General features: G+C 40.1%; 19 protein-coding genes. 16 read left to right on the top strand and 3 right to left on the bottom strand.

The features are described from left to right. Positions 1–455: 455 nt before the first annotated feature. Together ltrA and spo0A are read left to right on the top strand one after the other, a co-directional pair. Positions 456–1,718, top strand: a complete 1,263-nt coding sequence (ltrA, locus tag A6754_RS08615; RefSeq protein ID WP_066442417.1) for a group II intron reverse transcriptase/maturase — start codon at positions 456–458, stop codon at positions 1,716–1,718. Between the two features lie 581 nt (positions 1,719–2,299). Further along, positions 2,300–3,097, top strand: a complete 798-nt coding sequence (gene spo0A / locus A6754_RS08620; protein WP_066443796.1) for a sporulation transcription factor Spo0A — start codon at positions 2,300–2,302, stop codon at positions 3,095–3,097. 137 nt (positions 3,098–3,234) lie between these two features. On the opposite strand, the gene A6754_RS08625 is transcribed toward spo0A, so the two are convergent. Both A6754_RS08625 and A6754_RS08630 read right to left on the bottom strand, forming a co-directional pair. Then, positions 3,235–3,393: a YycC family protein gene (locus tag A6754_RS08625; RefSeq protein ID WP_066443799.1), complete on the bottom strand. Its 159-nt coding sequence runs from the start codon at positions 3,391–3,393 to the stop codon at positions 3,235–3,237. Further along, entirely contained in the window at positions 3,390–3,647 is a 258-nt protein-coding gene (locus A6754_RS08630; protein WP_066443801.1) for a DUF2627 domain-containing protein, read from the bottom strand. Before A6754_RS08630 ends, A6754_RS08625 begins: the two co-directional genes overlap by 4 nt. A 159-nt stretch (positions 3,648–3,806) precedes the next feature. Between A6754_RS08630 and A6754_RS08635 the strand changes: the two genes are divergently transcribed. The 14 genes from A6754_RS08635 to A6754_RS08700 all read left to right on the top strand — a co-directional run bounded on the left by A6754_RS08635 (position 3,807) and on the right by A6754_RS08700 (position 19,409). After that, positions 3,807–5,876 carry a sigma-54 interaction domain-containing protein gene (locus A6754_RS08635; protein WP_066451518.1) on the top strand — a complete coding sequence of 690 codons (2,070 nt, stop codon included), beginning with the start codon at positions 3,807–3,809 and terminating at the stop codon, positions 5,874–5,876. 178 nt (positions 5,877–6,054) lie between these two features. Beyond that, positions 6,055–6,960 carry a phosphate butyryltransferase gene (yqiS, locus tag A6754_RS08640; protein WP_066443805.1) on the top strand — a complete coding sequence of 302 codons (906 nt, stop codon included), beginning with the start codon at positions 6,055–6,057 and terminating at the stop codon, positions 6,958–6,960. Between the two features lie 88 nt (positions 6,961–7,048). Then, positions 7,049–8,143, top strand: a complete 1,095-nt coding sequence (gene bcd / locus A6754_RS08645) for a branched-chain amino acid dehydrogenase (protein ID WP_066443808.1) — start codon at positions 7,049–7,051, stop codon at positions 8,141–8,143. A gap of 110 nt (positions 8,144–8,253) precedes the next feature. After that, positions 8,254–9,363: a butyrate kinase gene (gene buk / locus A6754_RS08650; RefSeq protein ID WP_066443812.1), complete on the top strand. Its 1,110-nt coding sequence runs from the start codon at positions 8,254–8,256 to the stop codon at positions 9,361–9,363. Between the two features lie 11 nt (positions 9,364–9,374). Next, positions 9,375–10,793, top strand: a complete 1,419-nt coding sequence (lpdA, locus tag A6754_RS08655) for a dihydrolipoyl dehydrogenase (protein ID WP_066443814.1) — start codon at positions 9,375–9,377, stop codon at positions 10,791–10,793. A gap of 33 nt (positions 10,794–10,826) precedes the next feature. After that, on the top strand, positions 10,827–11,819 hold the full coding sequence (locus tag A6754_RS08660; protein WP_066443817.1) for a thiamine pyrophosphate-dependent dehydrogenase E1 component subunit alpha: 993 nt from the start codon (positions 10,827–10,829) through the stop codon (positions 11,817–11,819). Positions 11,820–11,834: 15 nt separating this feature from the next. Continuing rightward, positions 11,835–12,818, top strand: a complete 984-nt coding sequence (locus A6754_RS08665; protein WP_066443819.1) for an alpha-ketoacid dehydrogenase subunit beta — start codon at positions 11,835–11,837, stop codon at positions 12,816–12,818. A gap of 48 nt (positions 12,819–12,866) precedes the next feature. Further along, positions 12,867–14,183, top strand: coding sequence for a dihydrolipoamide acetyltransferase family protein (locus A6754_RS08670; protein WP_066443822.1), 1,317 nt, complete (start codon positions 12,867–12,869; stop codon positions 14,181–14,183). Between the two features lie 304 nt (positions 14,184–14,487). Beyond that, positions 14,488–14,925 carry a BrxA/BrxB family bacilliredoxin gene (locus tag A6754_RS08675; RefSeq protein ID WP_066443826.1) on the top strand — a complete coding sequence of 146 codons (438 nt, stop codon included), beginning with the start codon at positions 14,488–14,490 and terminating at the stop codon, positions 14,923–14,925. A 367-nt stretch (positions 14,926–15,292) separates the two neighbouring features. Next, positions 15,293–16,081 (top strand): transporter substrate-binding domain-containing protein, encoded by a 789-nt coding sequence (locus A6754_RS08680; protein ID WP_066443829.1) that lies wholly within the window; start codon positions 15,293–15,295, stop codon positions 16,079–16,081. Positions 16,082–16,271: 190 nt separating this feature from the next. After that, the gene (locus A6754_RS08685) at positions 16,272–16,931 is read left to right on the top strand and encodes an amino acid ABC transporter permease (RefSeq protein ID WP_066443831.1); all 660 of its coding nucleotides are present in this window, start codon (positions 16,272–16,274) and stop codon (positions 16,929–16,931) included. Continuing rightward, on the top strand, positions 16,924–17,646 hold the full coding sequence (locus tag A6754_RS08690) for an amino acid ABC transporter ATP-binding protein (protein WP_066443832.1): 723 nt from the start codon (positions 16,924–16,926) through the stop codon (positions 17,644–17,646). Before A6754_RS08685 ends, A6754_RS08690 begins: the two co-directional genes overlap by 8 nt. Positions 17,647–17,874: 228 nt before the next feature. After that, positions 17,875–18,870, top strand: coding sequence for an aromatic acid exporter family protein (locus A6754_RS08695; protein WP_066443834.1), 996 nt, complete (start codon positions 17,875–17,877; stop codon positions 18,868–18,870). A gap of 26 nt (positions 18,871–18,896) precedes the next feature. Beyond that, entirely contained in the window at positions 18,897–19,409 is a 513-nt protein-coding gene (locus A6754_RS08700) for a L,D-transpeptidase (protein ID WP_066443837.1), read from the top strand. Positions 19,410–19,505: 96 nt separating this feature from the next. Here the strand turns inward: A6754_RS08700 and A6754_RS08705 are convergent, their stop codons facing one another. Continuing rightward, on the bottom strand, positions 19,506–19,898 hold the full coding sequence (locus A6754_RS08705) for a hypothetical protein (RefSeq protein ID WP_066443840.1): 393 nt from the start codon (positions 19,896–19,898) through the stop codon (positions 19,506–19,508). Between the last annotated feature and the right edge of the window lie 47 nt (positions 19,899–19,945).

Genomic DNA, 19,945 nt, shown 5'->3' on the forward strand with positions numbered 1-19,945 from the left:
CCCTCCTATCTGAAGGAAGTCGGCGGCAAACTTCCGCTCTGAGGAACACGAATCTCATATGAGGCTAGATGACATTGGGTGAGTCTGCAATACAAGACAAAGTCCATACTGCCAAAGGTGTCACAGAGTAAATGAGGCGGAGACATGGAAGGAAAGTCTGTACTCTTACCCGGGGAGAACCTGTCGATATGCCGTACTCATGCGGTAAGCCTATCCGTGAGGATAAGTTGAACGACAGGCGTCAGCAGAAGCCATAGTACTTATTCGCTTAAGAGGATAAGGAAGGGCTGAACCGGTTATGGAAAATAGGAACTAGGCGTATCTTTCCATTCGATGAAACAGAAAACATAGTACCTGTTTAATGAAAGAAACGGTGAATCCGCGGGGGTCATTAAACAGGGTGGAGAATGAAAAGGACACAAACAGAACACCTATTTACGCGGGAGGTTATATCAATGTTAATGGAACGAATCATGTCACGGGAAAACCTACTTAATGCGATTAAAAGAGTAGAAAAGAATAAGGGAAAACATGGAGTGGACGAAATGCCCGTCACTGCTCTTCGTGGACATATTATGCTCAACTGGAGCGAACTGCGAAAATCCCTCTTCGAGGGAACCTATATCCCATCCCCCGTCCGTCGAGTCGAAATCCCGAAACCAGACGGCAAAGGGAAGAGGAAACTGGGAATCCCAACCGTGACAGACCGTTTCATTCAACAAGCAATCACCCAAGTGCTTACCAGAATGTATGACCCTAGTTTCTCTGAATGTAGCTTCGGCTTTCGCCCTAACAGGCGAGCGCACCAGGCTGTTAAATTAGCCCAAAGCTATATAGAAGAGGGTTATCGATGGGTAGTCGACATTGACCTTGAAAAGTTCTTTGACAAGGTTAACCACGATAGATTAATGAGTAAATTAGCCATGAGGATAAAGGATAGTACTCTCCTCAAACTAATAAGACGGTTCTTAACCTCTGGTGTTATGGAAGGCGGACTTGTCAGTCCTAACCTTGAGGGGACACCGCAAGGTGGACCTTTAAGCCCTTTACTTTCGAATATTGTGTTGGATGAACTGGATAAAGAACTGGAGCGCAGAGGACATCGCTTTGTCCGCTACGCCGATGATTGTAATATCTATGTGAAATCTAAAAGAGCTGGAGAAAGAGTTATGAAGGCAATGACCCATTTTATCGAGAGGAATCTTAAACTGAAGGTTAACAAGGATAAAAGTGCTGTAGACCGCCCTTGGAAAAGGAAATTTCTTGGGTTCAGTTTTACAAGTAATCTAAAACCGAAGGTGAGAATATCTCCCCAATCAGTTAAACGGTTTAAAGATAAAATAAGAAAGCTTACAAGCAGACGAAGGTCAATTGCCATGGAAGATAGGATTCATAACCTTAACCAATATCTAGTGGGATGGGTTAATTATTATCATTTAGCAGATACCCGTTCAGTAATCGCAAAACTCGAAGGATGGCTTAATCGAAGGTTAAGAATGATTCGATGGAAGGAATGGAAACTTCCCCAAACGAAGGTCAAGAAACTTATTAAACTAGGTGTTTCGAAAGGGAAAGCATATGAATGGGGAAATACAAGAAAGGCTTATTGGAGGATATCCAAAAGTCCAATTCTTCATAAAACATTAGGGAAAGCCTACTGGCTTTCCCTTGGGTTAAAAAGTATTTCTGCTAGATATGACTTACTGCGTTCGACTTAATCGGAACCGCCGTATACGGAACCGTACGTACGGTGGTGTGAGAGGGATAAATGGAGGTTAATCGCCTCCCCCTATCTCAATTCATATTAAATTTGTTGCTTTTAGAGAATATGCTGTTAGGTGGACGTGTGGACTTCAGTGAGAACATGGAACCGCAAAGGAGAATGGGGTAATTTGATTTGAGGTTATATCAGCAGGCATCTATTCAATTTATTCCACCTATGCTATGATTAAATAAAGATTTTTCGACAAAGTGTTAATCGTTTTGAATTAAATAGCGAATAAGGTCGAAAATAAGAGAAAATAGAAGGAAATAAAAGATTTTATAGGTTTTTTAAGAAATATTAAAAAAACTAGAGGATTTTATGTTGCATTGTCGAAATTGTACTTTAGAATAAAATATATAAATAAAAAAACTTGCCGTCTGCTTTTTGCATACTGCTCAAACAGTGGTGCAGGTTTAACTGCACTTTATACGAAAATAAATTAGCTACTTCCCAGTTTTGCTTCTGCGCTGCTAATCACAATATTTATAAAGTGTAAAAAAAGAGACCACAAATGGATCGAGGAGGAAACAAGTAGTGAAGAATATTAAAGTGTGCGTAGTTGACGACAACCGCGAGCTTGTCGCTTTATTAGAGGAGTATATGTCATCTCAGGAAGATATGGAAGTGGTAGGAGTAGCCCATAATGGCCAAGATTGTCTAAATATCATTGAAGATACAGAAATTGATGTTCTTGTTCTTGACATCATTATGCCTCATTTAGACGGATTAGCAGTTCTTGAAAAAATGCGTGAGCTGAATAAGCCGCTTCCCAATGTCATTATGCTGACAGCTTTCGGCCAAGAGGATGTAACAAAGAAAGCAGTTGATCTTGGAGCATCTTACTTTATATTAAAGCCTTTTGACATGGATTATCTTGCGAGTCATATTCGTCAGGTCAGCGGAAAAACAAGCCCTGTGATGAGAAAGCCTTCATCGTCATCAGTACTCCGTTCTTCACACCAGACAGAAGCAAAGCCAAAAAATCTTGATGCAAGCATTACAAGTATCATCCACGAAATTGGTGTCCCTGCTCATATTAAAGGATACTTATATCTACGTGAAGCCATTTCCATGGTTTACAATGATATTGAACTGCTTGGATCAATTACGAAAGTTCTTTATCCTGATATTGCAAAGAAATACAACACAACGGCTTCACGAGTGGAACGTGCGATCAGACACGCGATTGAAGTTGCATGGAGCCGCGGTAACATCGATTCTATTTCTTCCTTATTTGGCTATACAGTGTCAATGTCAAAAGCGAAACCAACGAATTCAGAATTTATTGCGATGGTCGCTGATAAGCTGCGCCTGGAGCATAAAGCTTCATGAGAGGGTAAGAATTAATCATACACAAAAATTGTCTTTATATTTTTATACGTACTAAAAAAGCATCATGCTCCATCTTCTGATGGAAGCATGATGCTTTTTATATCCTTTGAGTGAAAGTAAGCAGAAGAAACTTTATCTTACTCTTTCGGATCGATTTGTTCAGAGGCTTCTTTGTTTAGTTCTGCCAGCTTTTGAATTAAGATATGCTGAGGCATATGCATAATTTGTTCGAGCGGCAGATTTAGCCTTTCTGCCAGCTTTAAGGCAGTACTCGGACTGATTTGCAGTGGTCTCATGAATTGCGCTCCCTTCCGCTAGGTCTTTGAAAGCGGGTTTGAACTTTATTTTTTTTGCGGTCACGATGCAGGATAAAACCTGCCACAAACCCAAGACCTAGTATAAAAAGGATGAGACCGGCAATAAACTGCATCCATAAATACGGAAATGGAGCTTGCAGGATTCCAAAAACCATATCCCGCATCAGTTTGATTCCATAGGCAGCTAACGCGCCAGGTATGAGCAGTACGATAAGTGCAATTATTCGGATCATATCGATATTCCCTCAATTATCATCTAGAATTTTTCTATATAGTAAAAATGATAAATCAATGCTGTCATTTGTCAAGTGCCTGCTAAAAGGATACAATATACTGTGAAAAGATTTGCGCAGCATCTTGAAAAAAATTTCAAGCTGGAGGATCGTGCATTTATGCAAAAGGTATTGATTGTAGGGGCCGGTAAAGGCGGAACAGCCATATTGAAATTGATTAAATCACTCAGTGTCCTTCAAGTCGTCGCAGTGATTGATAAGAATCATGATGCACCGGGTATTCTGCTGGCAAAAAGCGAAAATATTTCTACGGGTACAGATTGGAAAGCATATATTCATCAGGATATTGACATTATTGTAGAAGTGACTGGGGATGAAAAGGTGTTCACTGATTTGCGTGATGCCCGCAGCAGGAATACAGTATTGATCCCTGGTACGGTAGCTTTTCTCATTTCGCAGCTTTTGGAAGAAAAAGAAAGTTTAATTACAAGGCTGAAAAATCAAACACATAAATTTGATTTAATCTTCAACTCAACCGATAATGGGATGATTGTCATCAATAGAGACGAAGAAATCATTCTCTTTAATAAAAGTGCAGCCACTATGACTGAAGTTAAGCAAGACACCGTTATTGGCAAGAAAATAACGGATGTGATTAAAGAAAGTCGATTGCCATACATACTGAAAACTAGAAAAGCGGAAGTAAATCAGGAATTTACACTTAATAATGGGCAGAAAATTATCACAACCAGAATTCCGATTATTGGAGATGAACAAGAATTAATTGGTGCCATTGCTATTTTTAAAGATATTACCGAGATGGTTAGTCTGGCTGAAGAAATAACGGATCTAAAAGAAATAAAGACAATGCTCCAGGCGATTATTCAATCTAGCGATGAAGCCATATCTGTTGTTGATGAGAATGGAAAAGGGATGATGATTAATCCTGCCTATTCCCGAATAACGGGACTGTCAGAAACAGAGATCATTGGCAAACCTGCAACTGCCGACATATCTGAAGGAGAAAGTGTTCATATGAAAGTTCTCCAAACTAGAAGAGCAGTTAGAGGAGTTGCGATGCGGGTTGGACCGAAGGAAAAAGAAGTAGTTGTGAACGTGGCTCCAGTTATTGTTGATGGAGTTCTAAAGGGAAGTGTCGGTGTCCTTCATGATGTATCTGAAATGCAGAATCTTAATAGAGAGCTTTCAAGAGCAAGACAGCTGATTCGTACTCTGGAAGCCAAGTATTCGTTTCAGGATATTATTGGGAGCTCAGAGGAAATGACAATAGCGATTGAACAGGCAAAGCTAGGGGCGAAGACTCCGGCTACTGTTCTGCTCAGGGGAGAATCAGGAACAGGAAAAGAGTTATTTGCACATGCCATACATAACGCAAGTGATCGGAAATATAACAAATTTGTACGTGTAAATTGCGCGGCAATTTCTGAGTCACTGCTGGAAAGTGAACTATTTGGGTATGAAGAAGGAGCATTTTCCGGTGCAAAAAGAGGCGGAAAGCGAGGCCTTTTTGAAGAAGCAGATAAAGGCAGTATCTTTCTGGATGAAATTGGCGAGTTAACAGCCAATACCCAAGCCAAACTATTGAGAGTACTGCAAGAGGGTGAAATTACTCGAGTAGGAAGTACAAAGCCTATTCAGATTAATGTTCGGATCATAGCCGCAACAAACGTTAATCTGGAAAAAGCCATTGCTAATGGAGCCTTTCGTGAGGACCTCTATTATCGGTTAAACAGAATGCCTATTCATATTCCTTCTTTAAGAAAGAGAAAAGAGGATATTCCGCAATTATGTGAACATTTGCTGCAAAAGATCAATCAGGAATATGGCCGCAATGTTGAAGGATTGACAGAGGGGGCCGTTGCTAAACTTATGGCTTATGATTGGCCAGGAAATGTGCGGGAGCTAGATAATATCCTGGGCAGAGCCATTATTTTCATGGGTTATCATGAAACCGAAATTGATGCTTCCCATATCCCCGTGCTGGTCAGCTTTTCTAAATCACAGGGCAAGGAAGTATATCATGAATCAATTGATCAAAAATTGACCTTATCACAGCTTGTAGAGGACTTTGAAGCCAAACAAATCAGGCTAACCCTTTTGAAGGCCAATGGCAATAAAACACTTGCGGCCAAAATGCTTGGTCTGTCAGTCCGTAATCTGTATTACAAGATGGAAAAGTATAATCTTGCAAATAATAGCATGCAATAATTTGCGTACCGTGCAAAAAACTTCATGGAATTTAAGTGGATATAAAGCGTTTTCACTGATTTTTAAGTTGGCACGCTTCTTGCATATTATTTTAATGGTGATAACAACCTCTCGTTTTTTCTCATAAGATATGCACAACAAAAACTGATACTTATTTTCATGTTAGGGGTTGAAGCAATTGAAATTGGATGTGCTTTTAACAAAGGCAGCCCAAATTGAAGGGAAAACTGTAGCTGTTGCTGCTGCAGAGGACCACGAAGTATTGCAGGCTGTTGCAGATGCGCTTGAAAGGAACCTTGCTCATTTTTTGCTTTTTGGTAATCAAGATAAGATCGCAAATATTCTCAGTCAAATAGACGACAGGCTGATTACGAATGACAAGGTGAAGATCATTCATGCTGATACACCTTCTATAGCATCAGATCTTGCTGTAAGGGCAGTAAGCCAAAAAGATGCAGATGTGCTTATGAAGGGTCATGTCAGTACAGCAGTTATTTTAAAGTCTGTATTAAACAAGGAGTTTGGTCTTAGAACAGGTAGTGTTCTTTCCCATGTAGCACTCTTTGAAGTGCCAGGGTTTCAATCTTTAAAAATTGTTACAGATGCTGCGATGAATCTTGCTCCAGATCTAAATCAGAAGGTGCAGATCACAAATAATGCTGTAAGTATTGCTAGAAGTATTGGAATTGAATTGCCTAAAGTGGCAGCCATTGCAGCAGTTGAAGTTGTCAACCCTGCTATGCAAGCAACACTTGATGCTGCAGCATTAACGCAAATGAATCAGCGCGGACAAATAAAAAATTGTCTGATTGATGGTCCGCTTGCACTCGATAATGCTGTTTCACTGCAGGCAGCCGAACAAAAGGGCATTCAAAGTGGTGTAGCTGGTCAGGCTGATATTTTGCTTGTACCGACCATTGAAGTTGGGAATACTCTTTATAAATCACTTATTTATTTTGCGCAGGCCAAGGTTGGCGCCATCATCGCAGGAGCAAAAGCTCCAATTGTTCTGACTTCAAGAGCAGATTCAGCTGAAAGCAAGCTCTATTCATTAGCTCTTGCCATTTGCTCTGTACAAAAATAAAATTTAAAATGCTTTGCTGAACATAAGGTTGATACACAATTTTTTGTTCTTAAATACTTAATAAAACTTCCTGGGGAGGATTTTACAAATGGAAATTTTCAAATATCTAGAAAAATATGATTATGAACAAGTCGTTTTTTGTCAGGATAAGCAATCAGGATTAAAAGCTATTATTGCTATACATGATACAACACTTGGTCCAGCACTTGGCGGAACGCGGATGTGGACATATGCATCCGAAGAAGATGCAATTGAAGATGCATTGCGTCTTGCAAAAGGAATGACTTATAAAAACGCTGCAGCTGGATTAAACCTTGGCGGAGGAAAAACAGTTATCATTGGAGATCCTCGCAAAGATAAAAACGAAGAAATGTTCCGTGCTTTTGGCCGCTATATTCAAGGACTGAATGGCCGCTATATTACGGCAGAGGATGTTGGTACTACGGTTGCAGATATGGATTTAATTCATGAAGAAACAGATTACGTAACAGGTATTTCTCCAGCTTTCGGTTCTTCAGGAAATCCTTCTCCTGTAACGGCATATGGCTGTTATGTGGGCATGAAGGCGGCTGCTAAAGAAGCGTTCGGATCAGATTCATTAGAAGGCAAAGTTGTAGCTGTACAAGGCGTTGGAAACGTTGCTTATCACTTATGCAAGCATCTTCATGAAGAAGGCGCACAATTAATCGTAACAGATATTAATAAAGAAGCAGTTCAGCGTGCAGTAGATGATTTTGGAGCTAAAGCGGTTGAGCCAGATGAAATTTATGGTGTTGACTGTGATATTTATGCACCTTGTGCACTTGGTGCAACAATCAACGATGAAACGATTCTACAGCTGAAAGCGAAAGTGATTGCTGGTTCTGCCAATAACCAACTGAAAGAAGAACGCCATGGTGACCTGATTCACGAAATGGGCATCGTTTATGCTCCGGATTATGTTATTAATGCTGGCGGAGTTATCAACGTTGCAGATGAGCTATATGGCTACAACGCTGAGCGTGCGATGAAAAAAGTAGAAGGTCTTTATGACACGATCGCCAAGGTAATGGAAATTTCTAAACGTGATGGCATTCCAACATATAAAGCTGCAGATCGCATGGCGGAAGAAAGAATTGAAAGAATGCGTAATTCCCGCAGCCAATTTTTGCAAAATGGCCACAATATCTTAAGCCGTCGCTAATTGGGCTAGCTTCAAGATTAAAATACAAAGCGCTGAACTAAATTTCAGCGTCTTTGTATTTTGAATAAATAAATGCGGATTATTGCCGCGAATTCACTGGAGGTTTAACCGTGCAGGAGCATATAAATCGAATCCTCGTCATTAATCCGGGATCTACATCTACGAAAATTGGCGTTTTCGATAATGATCAATCTATTTTTGAAAAAACTATTCGGCATGACACTGAACAAATCAGTGCGTTTGAACAAATTATAGATCAATATGAATTTCGCAAAAATGCCATATTAGAATCCTTAGATAGCGAAGGAATGAATATTTCCAAGCTTAGCGCAGTATGCGGGCGCGGGGGATTATTGCGTCCAATTGAGGGCGGAACATATTCTGTTAACGACGAAATGTTAAAAGACCTGCGTGCAGGATTTGCGGGACAGCATGCCTCAAACCTGGGCGGAATTTTAGCGTTTGAAATTGCTTCAGGCTTGAATATTCCATCATTTATCGTTGATCCGGTTGTTGTGGATGAATTAGAACCAATTGCAAAAATCTCAGGCTTCTCCCTGATTGAAAGAACAAGTATTTTTCATGCTCTGAATCAGAAAGCAGTTGCACGCAGAGTGGCAAAGGAGCTTGGAAAGCCTTATGAGCAGTTAAATTTAATTGTGACACATATGGGCGGCGGGATAACGGTTGGCGCACATAAAAACGGCAGAGTTATTGATGTAAATAACGGACTGCATGGAGATGGTCCATTTAGCCCGGAACGTGCCGGTACGGTGCCGGCTGGTGATCTTATTTCTTTATGCTATTCCGGCAGCTATTACCGCGAGGAAGTTATGAAAATGTTAGTAGGTCAAGGCGGACTTGTGGGTTATTTAGGTACAAATGATGCCATTAAAGTTGAAGACATGATTAAAAATGGCGATGAAAAGGCTAAGCTTGTATATGATGCCATGGCTTATCAGGTTGCGAAAGAAATTGGATCTGCCGGTGCTGTGCTCAGCGGCAAGGTTGACGCCATAATTATTACAGGCGGCTTGGCTTACGGCAAGGATTTTGTGAAGGAAATAAGCAATCGCATCAGCTGGATTGCAGATGTGATTGTTAAACCGGGAGAAAACGAACTGCAGGCTCTGGCAGAAGGGGCATTGCGGGTATTGCGCGGGGAAGAGAGAGCGAAAGATTATCCTGGTACAATATCAAGCAGAACGGCTGTAAAATAGGAGGAACGAACATGGCACAAGAATATGATCTGGTCATTCTTGGCGGAGGTACAGGCGGTTATGTAGCAGCGATCCGCGCATCTCAGCTTGGTTTAAAGACAGCGTTAGTTGAAAAAGGAAAGCTTGGGGGTACATGTCTGCATAATGGATGTATTCCGAGCAAGGCTTTGTTAAGAAGTGCTGAAGTATATGCTACGGCAAAGCGCAGCGATGAATATGGTGTTATGACAAGTGATGTAACAGTAGATTTCGGCAAAGTACAAGAACGTAAAGGGAAAATTGTTGAGACTCTTCATAAAGGGGTTCAGCATTTAATGAAGCAAGGAAAAATTGATGTGTATGAAGGTCTTGGCCGTATACTGGGACCATCGATCTTCTCACCGATGCCTGGGACCATTTCCGTAGAGATGAACAATGGCGAAGAAAATGAAATGCTGATTCCTAAGAATGTGATTGTCGCTACAGGTTCCCGTCCACGCACATTGCCAGGATTAGAAATTGGCGGAAATGTTATGACATCTGATGAGGCGCTTAAGCTGGAGGAAATTCCTTCTTCTATTATCATCGTCGGCGGCGGTGTAATCGGGATTGAGTGGGCATCGATGTTATCGGATTTTGGGGCTGAAGTGACGGTTATTGAGTATGCAGACCGCATTATTCCGACAGAAGATAAAGAGATTTCAAAAGAAATGCAGCGTCTGATGAAGAAAAAAGGCGTTAAAATCGTAACAAATGCTAAAGTATTGCCTGAAACACTTTCACAAGGTGATCAAGTAACCATCTCTGCTGAAGTAAAGGGCGAACAGAAACAATTTTCGGCTGAAAAACTGCTGGTTTCTGTCGGCAGACAGGCAAATACTGAGGGAATCGGCATTGAAAATACCGATATTCAGGTTGAAAAAGGTGCTATTCTTGTCAACGAATACTATCAAACAAAAGAATCACATATTTATGCGATTGGAGATGTCATCGGCGGCTTGCAGCTTGCACATGTTGCTTCACACGAAGGCATTACTGCAGTTGAACATATTGCCGGAGAAAATCCTTCACCGCTGGATTACCGTTTGATTGCGAAATGTATTTATAGTTCACCGGAAGCGGCAAGTGTTGGTTATACAGAAGATGAAGCGAAGGAAAAAGGATATAAAGTGAAAACCGGCAAGTTCTCTTTCCGTGCGATTGGAAAAGCGCTCGTATATGGTGAATCAGATGGCTTTGTCAAAATCATTGCTGATGAAGAAACAAACGATCTTTTAGGCGTGCATATGATTGGGCCGCATGTGACAGATATGATTTCTGAAGCTGGTCTTGCAATGGTATTAGATGCAACACCATGGGAGGTTGCACATACGATTCATCCGCATCCAACATTATCAGAAGCAATCGGGGAAGCTGCTCTTGCTGTTGAAGGCAAGGCTATTCACGGCTAGTACCGACATTACATATATTTAGGAGGTTATATAATGGATAAAAACCGTCATAAAGCATTAGGGTTAAGTGATGAACAAGTTCTTGAAATGTATGAAACAATGCTGCTTGCTCGCCGAATCGACGAGCGGATGTGGCTTTTAAACCGTGCAGGTAAAATTCCTTTTGTTATTTCATGTCAGGGGCAGGAAGCTGCACAAGTTGGAGCCGCATTTGCCTTAGATCGTGAAAAAGATTATGCACTTCCTTATTATCGCGATATGGGCGTGGTATTAGCTTTTGGAATGACTGCAAGAGAGCTTATGCTTTCAGGATTTGCTAAGGCAGAGGATCCGAACTCAGGCGGCCGCCAGATGCCAGGACACTTTGGACAAAAGAAAAATCGAATTGTTACAGGATCTTCGCCTGTTACAACTCAAGTGCCGCACGCAGTCGGAATCGCATTGGCAGGCAAAATGGAAGGCAAAGATCTTGTTACGTTCGTAACCTTTGGAGAAGGTTCTTCCAACCAGGGTGACTTCCATGAAGGCGCCAATTTTGCAGGTGTACACAAACTTCCTGTCATTTTTATGTGCGAAAATAACAAATATGCAATTTCTGTTCCAATTGAAAAGCAATTGGCATGTGAAAAAGTATCTGATCGTGCTATTGGCTATGGGATGCCAGGCGTTACGGTTGATGGAAATGATCCATTAGCGGTTTATGAAGCTGTAAAAGAAGCAGCTGACAGAGGACGCCGCGGAGAAGGGCCAACATTAGTTGAAACTGTTTCTTATCGTTTAACACCGCACTCTTCGGATGACGATGACCGCAGCTACCGCGCACCAGAAGAAGTAGCTGAAGCGAAAACAAAGGATTCTATCATTACTTTTGGTGCGTATTTAAAAGAAAATGGCATCATGGATGATGCAAAGGAAAAAGAAATCAATGACCGTATTATGGAACTGGTGAATGAAGCAACGGATTACGCGGAGAATGCGCCATATGCAAATCCAGAAGATGCATTAAAATACGTTTACGCTGAATAGCAGGGGGGAGAAAACATGGCTGTTATTTCTTATATTGATGCGGTAACAATGGCAATCCGCGAAGAAATGGAAAGAGATTCAAAGGTATTTGTATTAGGTGAAGATGTAGGGTTAAAAGGTGGAGTTTTTAAAGCGACTCAAGGATTGTATGATCAGTTTGGCGAAGAGCGTGTAATTGATACACCTTTGGCTGAATCTGCTATTGCAGGGGTTGGGATTGGCGCAGCAATGTATGGCATGCGTCCGATTGCTGAAATGCAGTTTGCTGACTTTATTATGCCTGCTGTTAACCAAATTATTTCGGAAGCTGCCAGAATTCGTTATCGTTCTAATAACGATTGGAGCTGTCCAATGGTTATCCGTGCTCCTTATGGAGGCGGCGTGCATGGTGCATTATATCATTCTCAATCCGTTGAAGCGGTTTTTGCTAACCAGCCAGGATTGAAAATTGTCATGCCTTCTACTCCTTACGATGTGAAAGGCTTGCTCAAGGCAGCCATTCGAGATGAAGATCCAGTTTTATTCTTTGAACATAAGCGTGCGTACCGTTTGATCAAAGGTGAAGTGCCTGCTGATGATTATGTATTGCCAATTGGCAAAGCAGACGTAAAACGCGAAGGTGAAGACATAACGGTTATTACATATGGTTTATGTGTCCACTTTGCACTGCAGGCGGCTGAAAGATTGGCTAAGGACGGCATTTCCGCTCATATTCTTGATTTAAGAACCATTTACCCGCTCGATAAAGAAGCAATCATCGAAGCTGCTTCGAAGACTGGGAAAGTGCTTCTTCTTACTGAGGACAATAAAGAAGGAAGCATTATGGGTGAAGTGGCTGCTATTATCGCAGAAAACTGCTTATTTGAATTGGATGCGCCGATTAAACGATTAGCAGGTCCAGATGTACCGGCAATGCCATATGCTCCAACAATGGAAAAATACTTTATGGTAAACCCAGATAAAGTAGAAAAAGCAATGAGAGAGCTAGCTGAATTTTAAATAGATCGGATTGCAGGTCAAATACAAGCGGTATAGGAGGTCAAAGCATTGGCAATCGAACAAATTAAAATGCCTCAATTAGGGGAAAGTGTAACCGAAGGAACAATCAGCAAGTGGCTGGTTGCTGTTGGGGACAAAGTAAATAAATATGATCCATTAGCAGAGGTCATGACAGATAAAGTAAATGCAGAGGTGCCTTCATCCTTTGCAGGAGTGATTAAAGAACTTATCGCAGAAGAAGGCGAAACATATGAAGTCGGGCAAGTAATTATGACGATTGAAACAGAATCTGCAGGAAGTTCAGGTGCTTCTCCAAATCACTCAGAACCAGTAAAGGAAGAATCTAAAACCGAAGCGGCAGCAGAGAAAGCGCCAGCTGTAAAACAGGATCGTTCTGCTGGAAGCAAGGTCCGTTATTCTCCAGCCGTTTTAAAGCTTTCACAGGAACATGGCATTGACTTAAATCAAGTAGCTGGTACGGGTGCAGAAGGAAGGATTACAAGAAAAGATTTAATGAAAATCATTGAATCCGGCCAAATTCCAACTCAGACTGCAGCGAAAGAAGAAGTGAAGGAACAGCAGCAGGCTGCAGAGACAAAAGCAGAAGCTCCTGCTCCGGCACCAAAAACAACTGCACCAGCAGCCAATGTGCCTGTTGTCCCTGGGGATATTGAAATTCCTGTTACTGGTGTCAGAAAAGCAATTGCTGCTAATATGCTGCGCAGCAAGCATGAAGCACCACACGCTTGGACAATGATGGAAGTAGATGTTACAAATCTTGTAGAATATAGAAACTCTATTAAAGATGAGTTCAAAAAGAAGGAAGGCTTTAATTTAACATTCTTCGCCTTCTTTGTAAAAGCAGTTTCACAAGCACTGAAGGAATATCCACAAATGAATTCCATGTGGGCAGGCGACAAAATCATTCAAAAGAAAGATATCAATATTTCAATTGCCGTTGCCACAGAAGATGCTTTGTTTGTGCCGGTTATTAAAAATGCCGATGAAAAAACGATTAAAGGAATCGGCCGCGAAATCGGTGAACTTGCAGGAAAGGTTAGATCCGGCAAGCTTACATCAGCTGAAATGCAAGGCGGCACATTTACAGTTAACAATACAGGTTCTTTTGGCTCTGTCCAATCAATGGGCATCATTAATTACCCTCAAGCTGCCATCTTACAGGTTGAGTCGATTGTCAAACGTCCAGTAGTCATGAACAATGGCATGATCGCTGTTCGTGACATGGTTAACCTATGTCTGTCACTTGATCACCGTGTACTAGATGGTCTTGTATGCGGAAGATTCTTACAGCGTGTGAAAGAAATTCTTGAAAACATTTCAAAAGAGAATACGTTTGTTTATTAATAGAAATGCCGCTGCTTTCTGCAGCGGTCTTTTATTATTCAAAGTAAAAAACCCCTTATTCATTTATCAGTCTTGTCAGTCTTAAGTTTCCTTAAATGCAAAAAAAGACCAGTGCCTCTGCAAGCACTGGTCAATCTAGGGAGTATTAGGGGTATGGATCTTGATGTACATATATACTTCCCCGATCAAGAGGATGTTAAACTTTTGTGGCAAAAAACTCTCTTCATTGTAAAAACAGTTGTTAAATTGGTATGATAGATAATGTAAATAAGCATATATATTTTATTAAAGGAGTGCTGGAGATATGAATATGGATTTTAACTTTTTAATGAATGACGTCGTTCAGCAGGCTCGCAAAGAAATTGCTGCTGCAGGATATACAGAATTAAAGACGCCTGAAGAAGTAAAAGAAGCGTTTGCTAAAGAGGGCACAACACTTGTTATGGTGAACTCTGTCTGCGGCTGTGCTGGCGGCATCGCTCGTCCTGCTGCTGCTCATTCTGTGCATTTCGATCAGCGTCCAGATCATCTGGTAACTGTATTTGCGGGTCAGGATAAAGAAGCAACAGAGCTTGCGCGCACTTATTTTACAGGTTATCCCCCGTCCTCACCATCATTTGCATTATTAAAAGATGGCAAGCTATGTACAATGGTTGAGCGTCATGAAATCGAAGGACACCAGCCAATGGAAGTTGTGCATAAACTGCAAAGTGCATTTGAAACACATTGCTCAGAACTTTAATATTGGTAAACAAAAAAAATCTCTGTATGGAGATTTTTTTTGTTATTTCATTTACAGAAAGCAGAAATAAGCATAACAGTAGAAAATTCCTAGTCAACTTTTCATTTATAAGAGACTATAAGGCATTCCTTCATTCTCAACTTCTTTCACTTTCCAATCAGAAAAAAGTTCTTAAATGATGAAATTTAAACATATAAATAGAAAGGATTTTGCTTGCTATTATCTGAATGTTCAATTATTATTTATATTATTAAAATTATATTGCATAAATATAAACATGTGTTAAAATACACTTAGATGTATATTTATTACATGTTTATGCATAAAAATTATTTTAATCATATAATATTTAGGGGGAAAATAAAAAATGAAAAAGCTATTATCATTAATGCTAATGTGCGTATTATTTGCAGGCATTTTAGCTGCATGTGGAACTGATGAAGGAGATTCTAGCAACGGTACAAATGGCGATGATGCTGAAAAGAAAGAATTAGTTATGGGAACATCAGCTGACTATCCGCCGTTTGAGTATATTGACACAGCTGAAGGCGATGATATCATTGGTCTTGATGTTGATATTGCAAAGGCAGTGACAGAAAAGCTAGGTTATGAGTTTACAGTTAAAGATATGGACTTTGCTGGTCTTATTCAAGCATTGCAATCTGGTCAGGTTGATTTTGTTCTTTCTGCCATGTCAGCAACAGATGAGCGTAAAGAAAGTGTTGATTTCAGTGAAATCTACTATACTTCTAAGCATATGATCGTATCTCAAGCTGGAAGCGGCATTGAATCAGTAGAGGATTTAGCAGGTAAGACGGTTGGTGTACAGTTAGGTTCTATCCAGGAGGGCAAAGGGGATGAGCTGGCTGAAGAAGTAGATATGACGATTGAAAGCAGAAACCGTATCCCTGAGCTTATTCAGGAAATCAAAGCGGGCCGCTTTGATGCTGCAATTATTGAAGATACTGTAGCACAAGGCTACTTTGAGGAAAATGAAGATCTTGAAGGATTTACAGTAGAAGATGCAGATGGCGGTTATGCAATTGCTCTTCCAAAGGATAGTGAATTAACAGAAGAATTTAATGGTGCTCTTCAAGAAATGATCGATAACGGTGAACTTGATGAAATCATTAAAAAATGGTTTGAAGGGGAATAATAATCAGCAGCGTTCAGGAGAGTTTTCTCTTCTGAACGTTTTCCCTTGAAAGAAAGAATGCTGGTTTTGGTAATTCCTATATAAACAGTCCGGCTCAAATCCTATGCAAATTCGAATGCAGCATTTATATAGGATTTGAGCTGTCATAGAATTTCTAATTACATTATTTCAATATGAGAGGATTCTTAACATGACATTAGATTTTACATCTATCCTCCCATCCCTGCCGTTTATCTTAAAGGGAATTTTGGTTACACTTCAAATTGTCCTTTTGGCAGGCGTAATTGGGTTTATACTCGGTATTATTTTATCGTTATTTAAAATTAGTTCTATTAAAGTTCTTGGTGTCATCGCAGATATTTATACATCCATCTTTCGGGGTACTCCATTAGTACTTCAGCTGATGATTATTTATTTTGGCTCGCCGCAAATATTCGGCTATCAAATTGAACCAGTTACTGCTGCAGTAGCTGCTTTTGCACTGAATTCAGCTGCATATATCTCAGAGATTATTCGTGCAGGCATTCAAGCTGTGGACAAGGGACAAAGCGAAGCCGCAATGGCGCTTGGAGTGCCTTATCGTCCGATGATGCTGAATATTATCCTGCCGCAGGCTATGAAAAACATTTTACCTGCTCTAATGAACGAGTTTATTACACTGACAAAAGAATCAGCTATTGTCACAACAATCGGTGTAATGGATATCATGCGTAGAGCTTATATTATTGGTGCTGATAAATTCAGATTTATTGAGCCGTTATTATTAGCTGGCTTGATTTATTATATTATGGTTATTACGTTAACCTTCCTCGGCAAACTCGTCGAAAGGAGAATGAAGCGCAGTGATTAAAATTGAAAATTTGCATAAAAGTTTCGGATCTCTGGATGTTTTAAAAGGGATTTCAACGACTATTAATGATGGAGAAGTTGTCGCGATTATCGGGCCATCTGGATCTGGGAAATCGACGTTTCTTCGCTGCATTAATTTATTGGAAACACCAACAAGCGGAAACATTTGGATCAACGATCAGGATATTACAAACAAAAAAACTGATATTATGAAGGTACGCGAGAATGTAGGAATGGTATTTCAGCATTTTCACTTGTTCCCTCATAAAACAGTACTTGAAAACTTAACATATGCACCAATGAAGGTAAAAGGGAAGTCCAGGCAGGAAGCAGAAAAAAAAGGACTACAGCTGCTTGAACAAGTTGGCTTGGCAGCAAAGGCAAATGAATATCCAAACCGTCTTTCAGGCGGACAAAAGCAGAGGGTTGCCATTGCACGGGCGCTTGCTATGGAGCCGGATTTCATGCTGTTTGATGAACCAACATCTGCACTTGATCCAGAGATGGTAAAAGAGGTGCTAGATGTAATGAAGTCACTTGCACATACAGGTATGACAATGGCCATTGTGACGCATGAAATGGGATTTGCGCGTGAAGTTGCAGACCGGGTTCTGTTTTTAGATGGAGGCAATCTTGTTGAAGATGCTCCACCTTCACAATTTTTCTCAAATCCTGTAACAAATCGTGCAAAAGATTTCTTGCAAAAAATGTTGTAATGGTTATATGCTTATAGTAAAAGATGGTCAGATGATGATCATCTTTTTGCTTTTTGTTGCAATAATGCAACCTTAATTGTAGGTTTTTAACTGAACAATAGGCTAATTTCTGTAATTAATCATAAAATATACAAAAGGTTATCCTTTGCAAAAATAGTGTGGTCAAACATTTGACTTCAGTTATAAAATACATAAATACATCATTAATGAACATATGGGAGTTTTGCTATGAAGTTTCGAATTGGCTACAGAACGATTAAAACGGCTGTTGGCACATCAATTGCAATCATGATCGCGCAAATGTTTGGGTTGGAAAATTATGTATCGGCCGGCATTATAACTATTCTTTGCATTCAAGTGACGAAGAAAAAATCATTAATGGCTTCCTGGGCTAGATTTTTTGCATGCCTGATGTCAATGGTTTTTGCTTCCCTCTTTTTTGAATTGATCGCGTTTCATCCGCTGGTCATTGGACTGCTGCTGCTGTTATTTATTCCTATTACGGTCATGATGAAAGTAAATGATGGGATTGTTACAAGTTCAGTTATTATTTTGCATATTTACAATGCGGGTGAAGTCACAAGGGAACTGTTAATCAATGAACTAGGACTTATTACAATTGGTATTGGAGTTGCGTTGCTCGCAAACCTGTATATGCCAAGCTTGGATGGAAAGCTGATTGAGTATCAGCAGCAAATTGAAGAGAACTTCAAAATCATCTTTGAAGAAATTGTAAAATATTTACGGACAAATGAAAGCAATTGGGATGGAAGTGAACTGACCGAGACCTATGCCCTCATTGAAGAAGCTCGAGCACTAGCCAATAGAGACACAGAAAATCGATTTATTCAGCAGGAGAATTTATATTATAGTTATTTTCGCATGAGGGAAAAGCAATTTGAAATTATTGAACGGGTATTGCCAAGTATCACCTCTATTTCGCTTCAGCTTGAGCAGGGGGAAATGATCGCTGATTTCATTGAAGAGCTTTCAGAGCATATTCATCCAGGCAATACGGCGATTGTATATATCGAAAAGCTGCTGCGCATGAGACTGCAATTTCAGAATATGGAGCTTCCAAAAACACGTGAAGAATTTGAAGCACGTGCTGCCTTGCTTCATTTTACCCAAGAAATGGAACAATATTTAATCATTAAAAGTAACTTTAAAGGGTTAAAAATGAAAAAGGAGCTGAATCAAAAACAGGTGACTGAAGCAAACTAGGAGAAAAATGGATGGAGTGAAAACGTATGATGAAATTCCTTACATCCTTGCTTCTATTAGGAGTAATTTCACCTCTATGGCCTCTTGGGCAGAATCCGCTTCCAGGCGATCCTTTTGTTATTGTTAATAAAGAAACGAATGAGGCAGCTTATATAAACGAAAATAAAGTCCAAACTGTATATCGTGCTGCCACAGGCAAAACAGAGGAATTAACACCCGAAGGTTTATTTACCATAACAGTTAAAGCCTCAGATCCTTACTACCGGAAAAAAGATATACCAGGCGGCGATCCGAACAATCCGCTTGGAACACGCTGGATTGGCTTTGACGCAGAAAATTCAGATGGGCGAACATACGGTATTCATGGCACAAATAATCCTTCGTCAATTGGGACCTATGCTTCTTTAGGCTGTATACGGCTGCAAAATGAACATGTTGAAGCACTTTATGATGTCGTGCCAATAGGAACAAAAGTGCTGGTACTTTCAACAGATCTAAGCTTCGAAGACATCGCGAAGGAATATGGAGCAATAGAATGATAGTGCAGATACTACACGAAAAAACCGCTTGAGGCTCTAAGCGGTTTTTTATTTCTTTAGTTTATGTACCAAATGTCAGCTTTCACGAGAAAAGATTTACTCTTCTTGAACGTCCAGGTTTTTATAGAAGTCATTTACAATTGGAAATATATCTGGCTCTGTATAATAATAATGGTCATTTACTGAACTAAGCGAAAATATAAAAGGGGCTTCTCCATCTTGATGCAGTGACAAAGAATACGTAAAACCACTTCGATCTTCTTGGTTTTTATCAGGTATAAACTTAGTATCTTTAATCTCACTTAAAAACTCATCTATCAATTCTTTATCCTTTATGATTTTTTTATATCCCGTACTTCCATCAAGAATGTTAATTTGATTTACATCTTCCAGACTGTTCTCATAAAATTCGGAAAGTGTTTTTGTTTCTAATCCACATCCTGTAATGAAAGAGCAAAATATAAGCAATAGAATTAATTTGCTTTTCAAACGGAACCCTCCCTTCTATTTATAGACGGAAAATCATGGGTTTAGTT

Source organism: Cytobacillus gottheilii (genome assembly GCF_001636345.1).
Lineage (GTDB): Bacteria > Bacillota > Bacilli > Bacillales > Cytobacillaceae > Cytobacillus > Cytobacillus gottheilii.

Coding starts and splice junctions, on each gene's coding strand:
- ltrA (WP_066442417.1), top strand. CDS start 456: ATGTTAATGGAACGAATCATGTCACGGGAAAACCTACTTAATGCGATT.
- A6754_RS08660 (WP_066443817.1), top strand. CDS start 10,827: ATGGATAAAAACCGTCATAAAGCATTAGGGTTAAGTGATGAACAAGTT.
- A6754_RS08700 (WP_066443837.1), top strand. CDS start 18,897: ATGATGAAATTCCTTACATCCTTGCTTCTATTAGGAGTAATTTCACCT.
- lpdA (WP_066443814.1), top strand. CDS start 9,375: ATGGCACAAGAATATGATCTGGTCATTCTTGGCGGAGGTACAGGCGGT.
- A6754_RS08685 (WP_066443831.1), top strand. CDS start 16,272: ATGACATTAGATTTTACATCTATCCTCCCATCCCTGCCGTTTATCTTA.
- A6754_RS08680 (WP_066443829.1), top strand. CDS start 15,293: ATGAAAAAGCTATTATCATTAATGCTAATGTGCGTATTATTTGCAGGC.
- A6754_RS08675 (WP_066443826.1), top strand. CDS start 14,488: ATGAATATGGATTTTAACTTTTTAATGAATGACGTCGTTCAGCAGGCT.
- A6754_RS08635 (WP_066451518.1), top strand. CDS start 3,807: ATGCAAAAGGTATTGATTGTAGGGGCCGGTAAAGGCGGAACAGCCATA.
- bcd (WP_066443808.1), top strand. CDS start 7,049: ATGGAAATTTTCAAATATCTAGAAAAATATGATTATGAACAAGTCGTT.
- A6754_RS08665 (WP_066443819.1), top strand. CDS start 11,835: ATGGCTGTTATTTCTTATATTGATGCGGTAACAATGGCAATCCGCGAA.
- A6754_RS08630 (WP_066443801.1), bottom strand. CDS start 3,647: ATGATCCGAATAATTGCACTTATCGTACTGCTCATACCTGGCGCGTTA.
- A6754_RS08625 (WP_066443799.1), bottom strand. CDS start 3,393: ATGAGACCACTGCAAATCAGTCCGAGTACTGCCTTAAAGCTGGCAGAA.
- A6754_RS08695 (WP_066443834.1), top strand. CDS start 17,875: ATGAAGTTTCGAATTGGCTACAGAACGATTAAAACGGCTGTTGGCACA.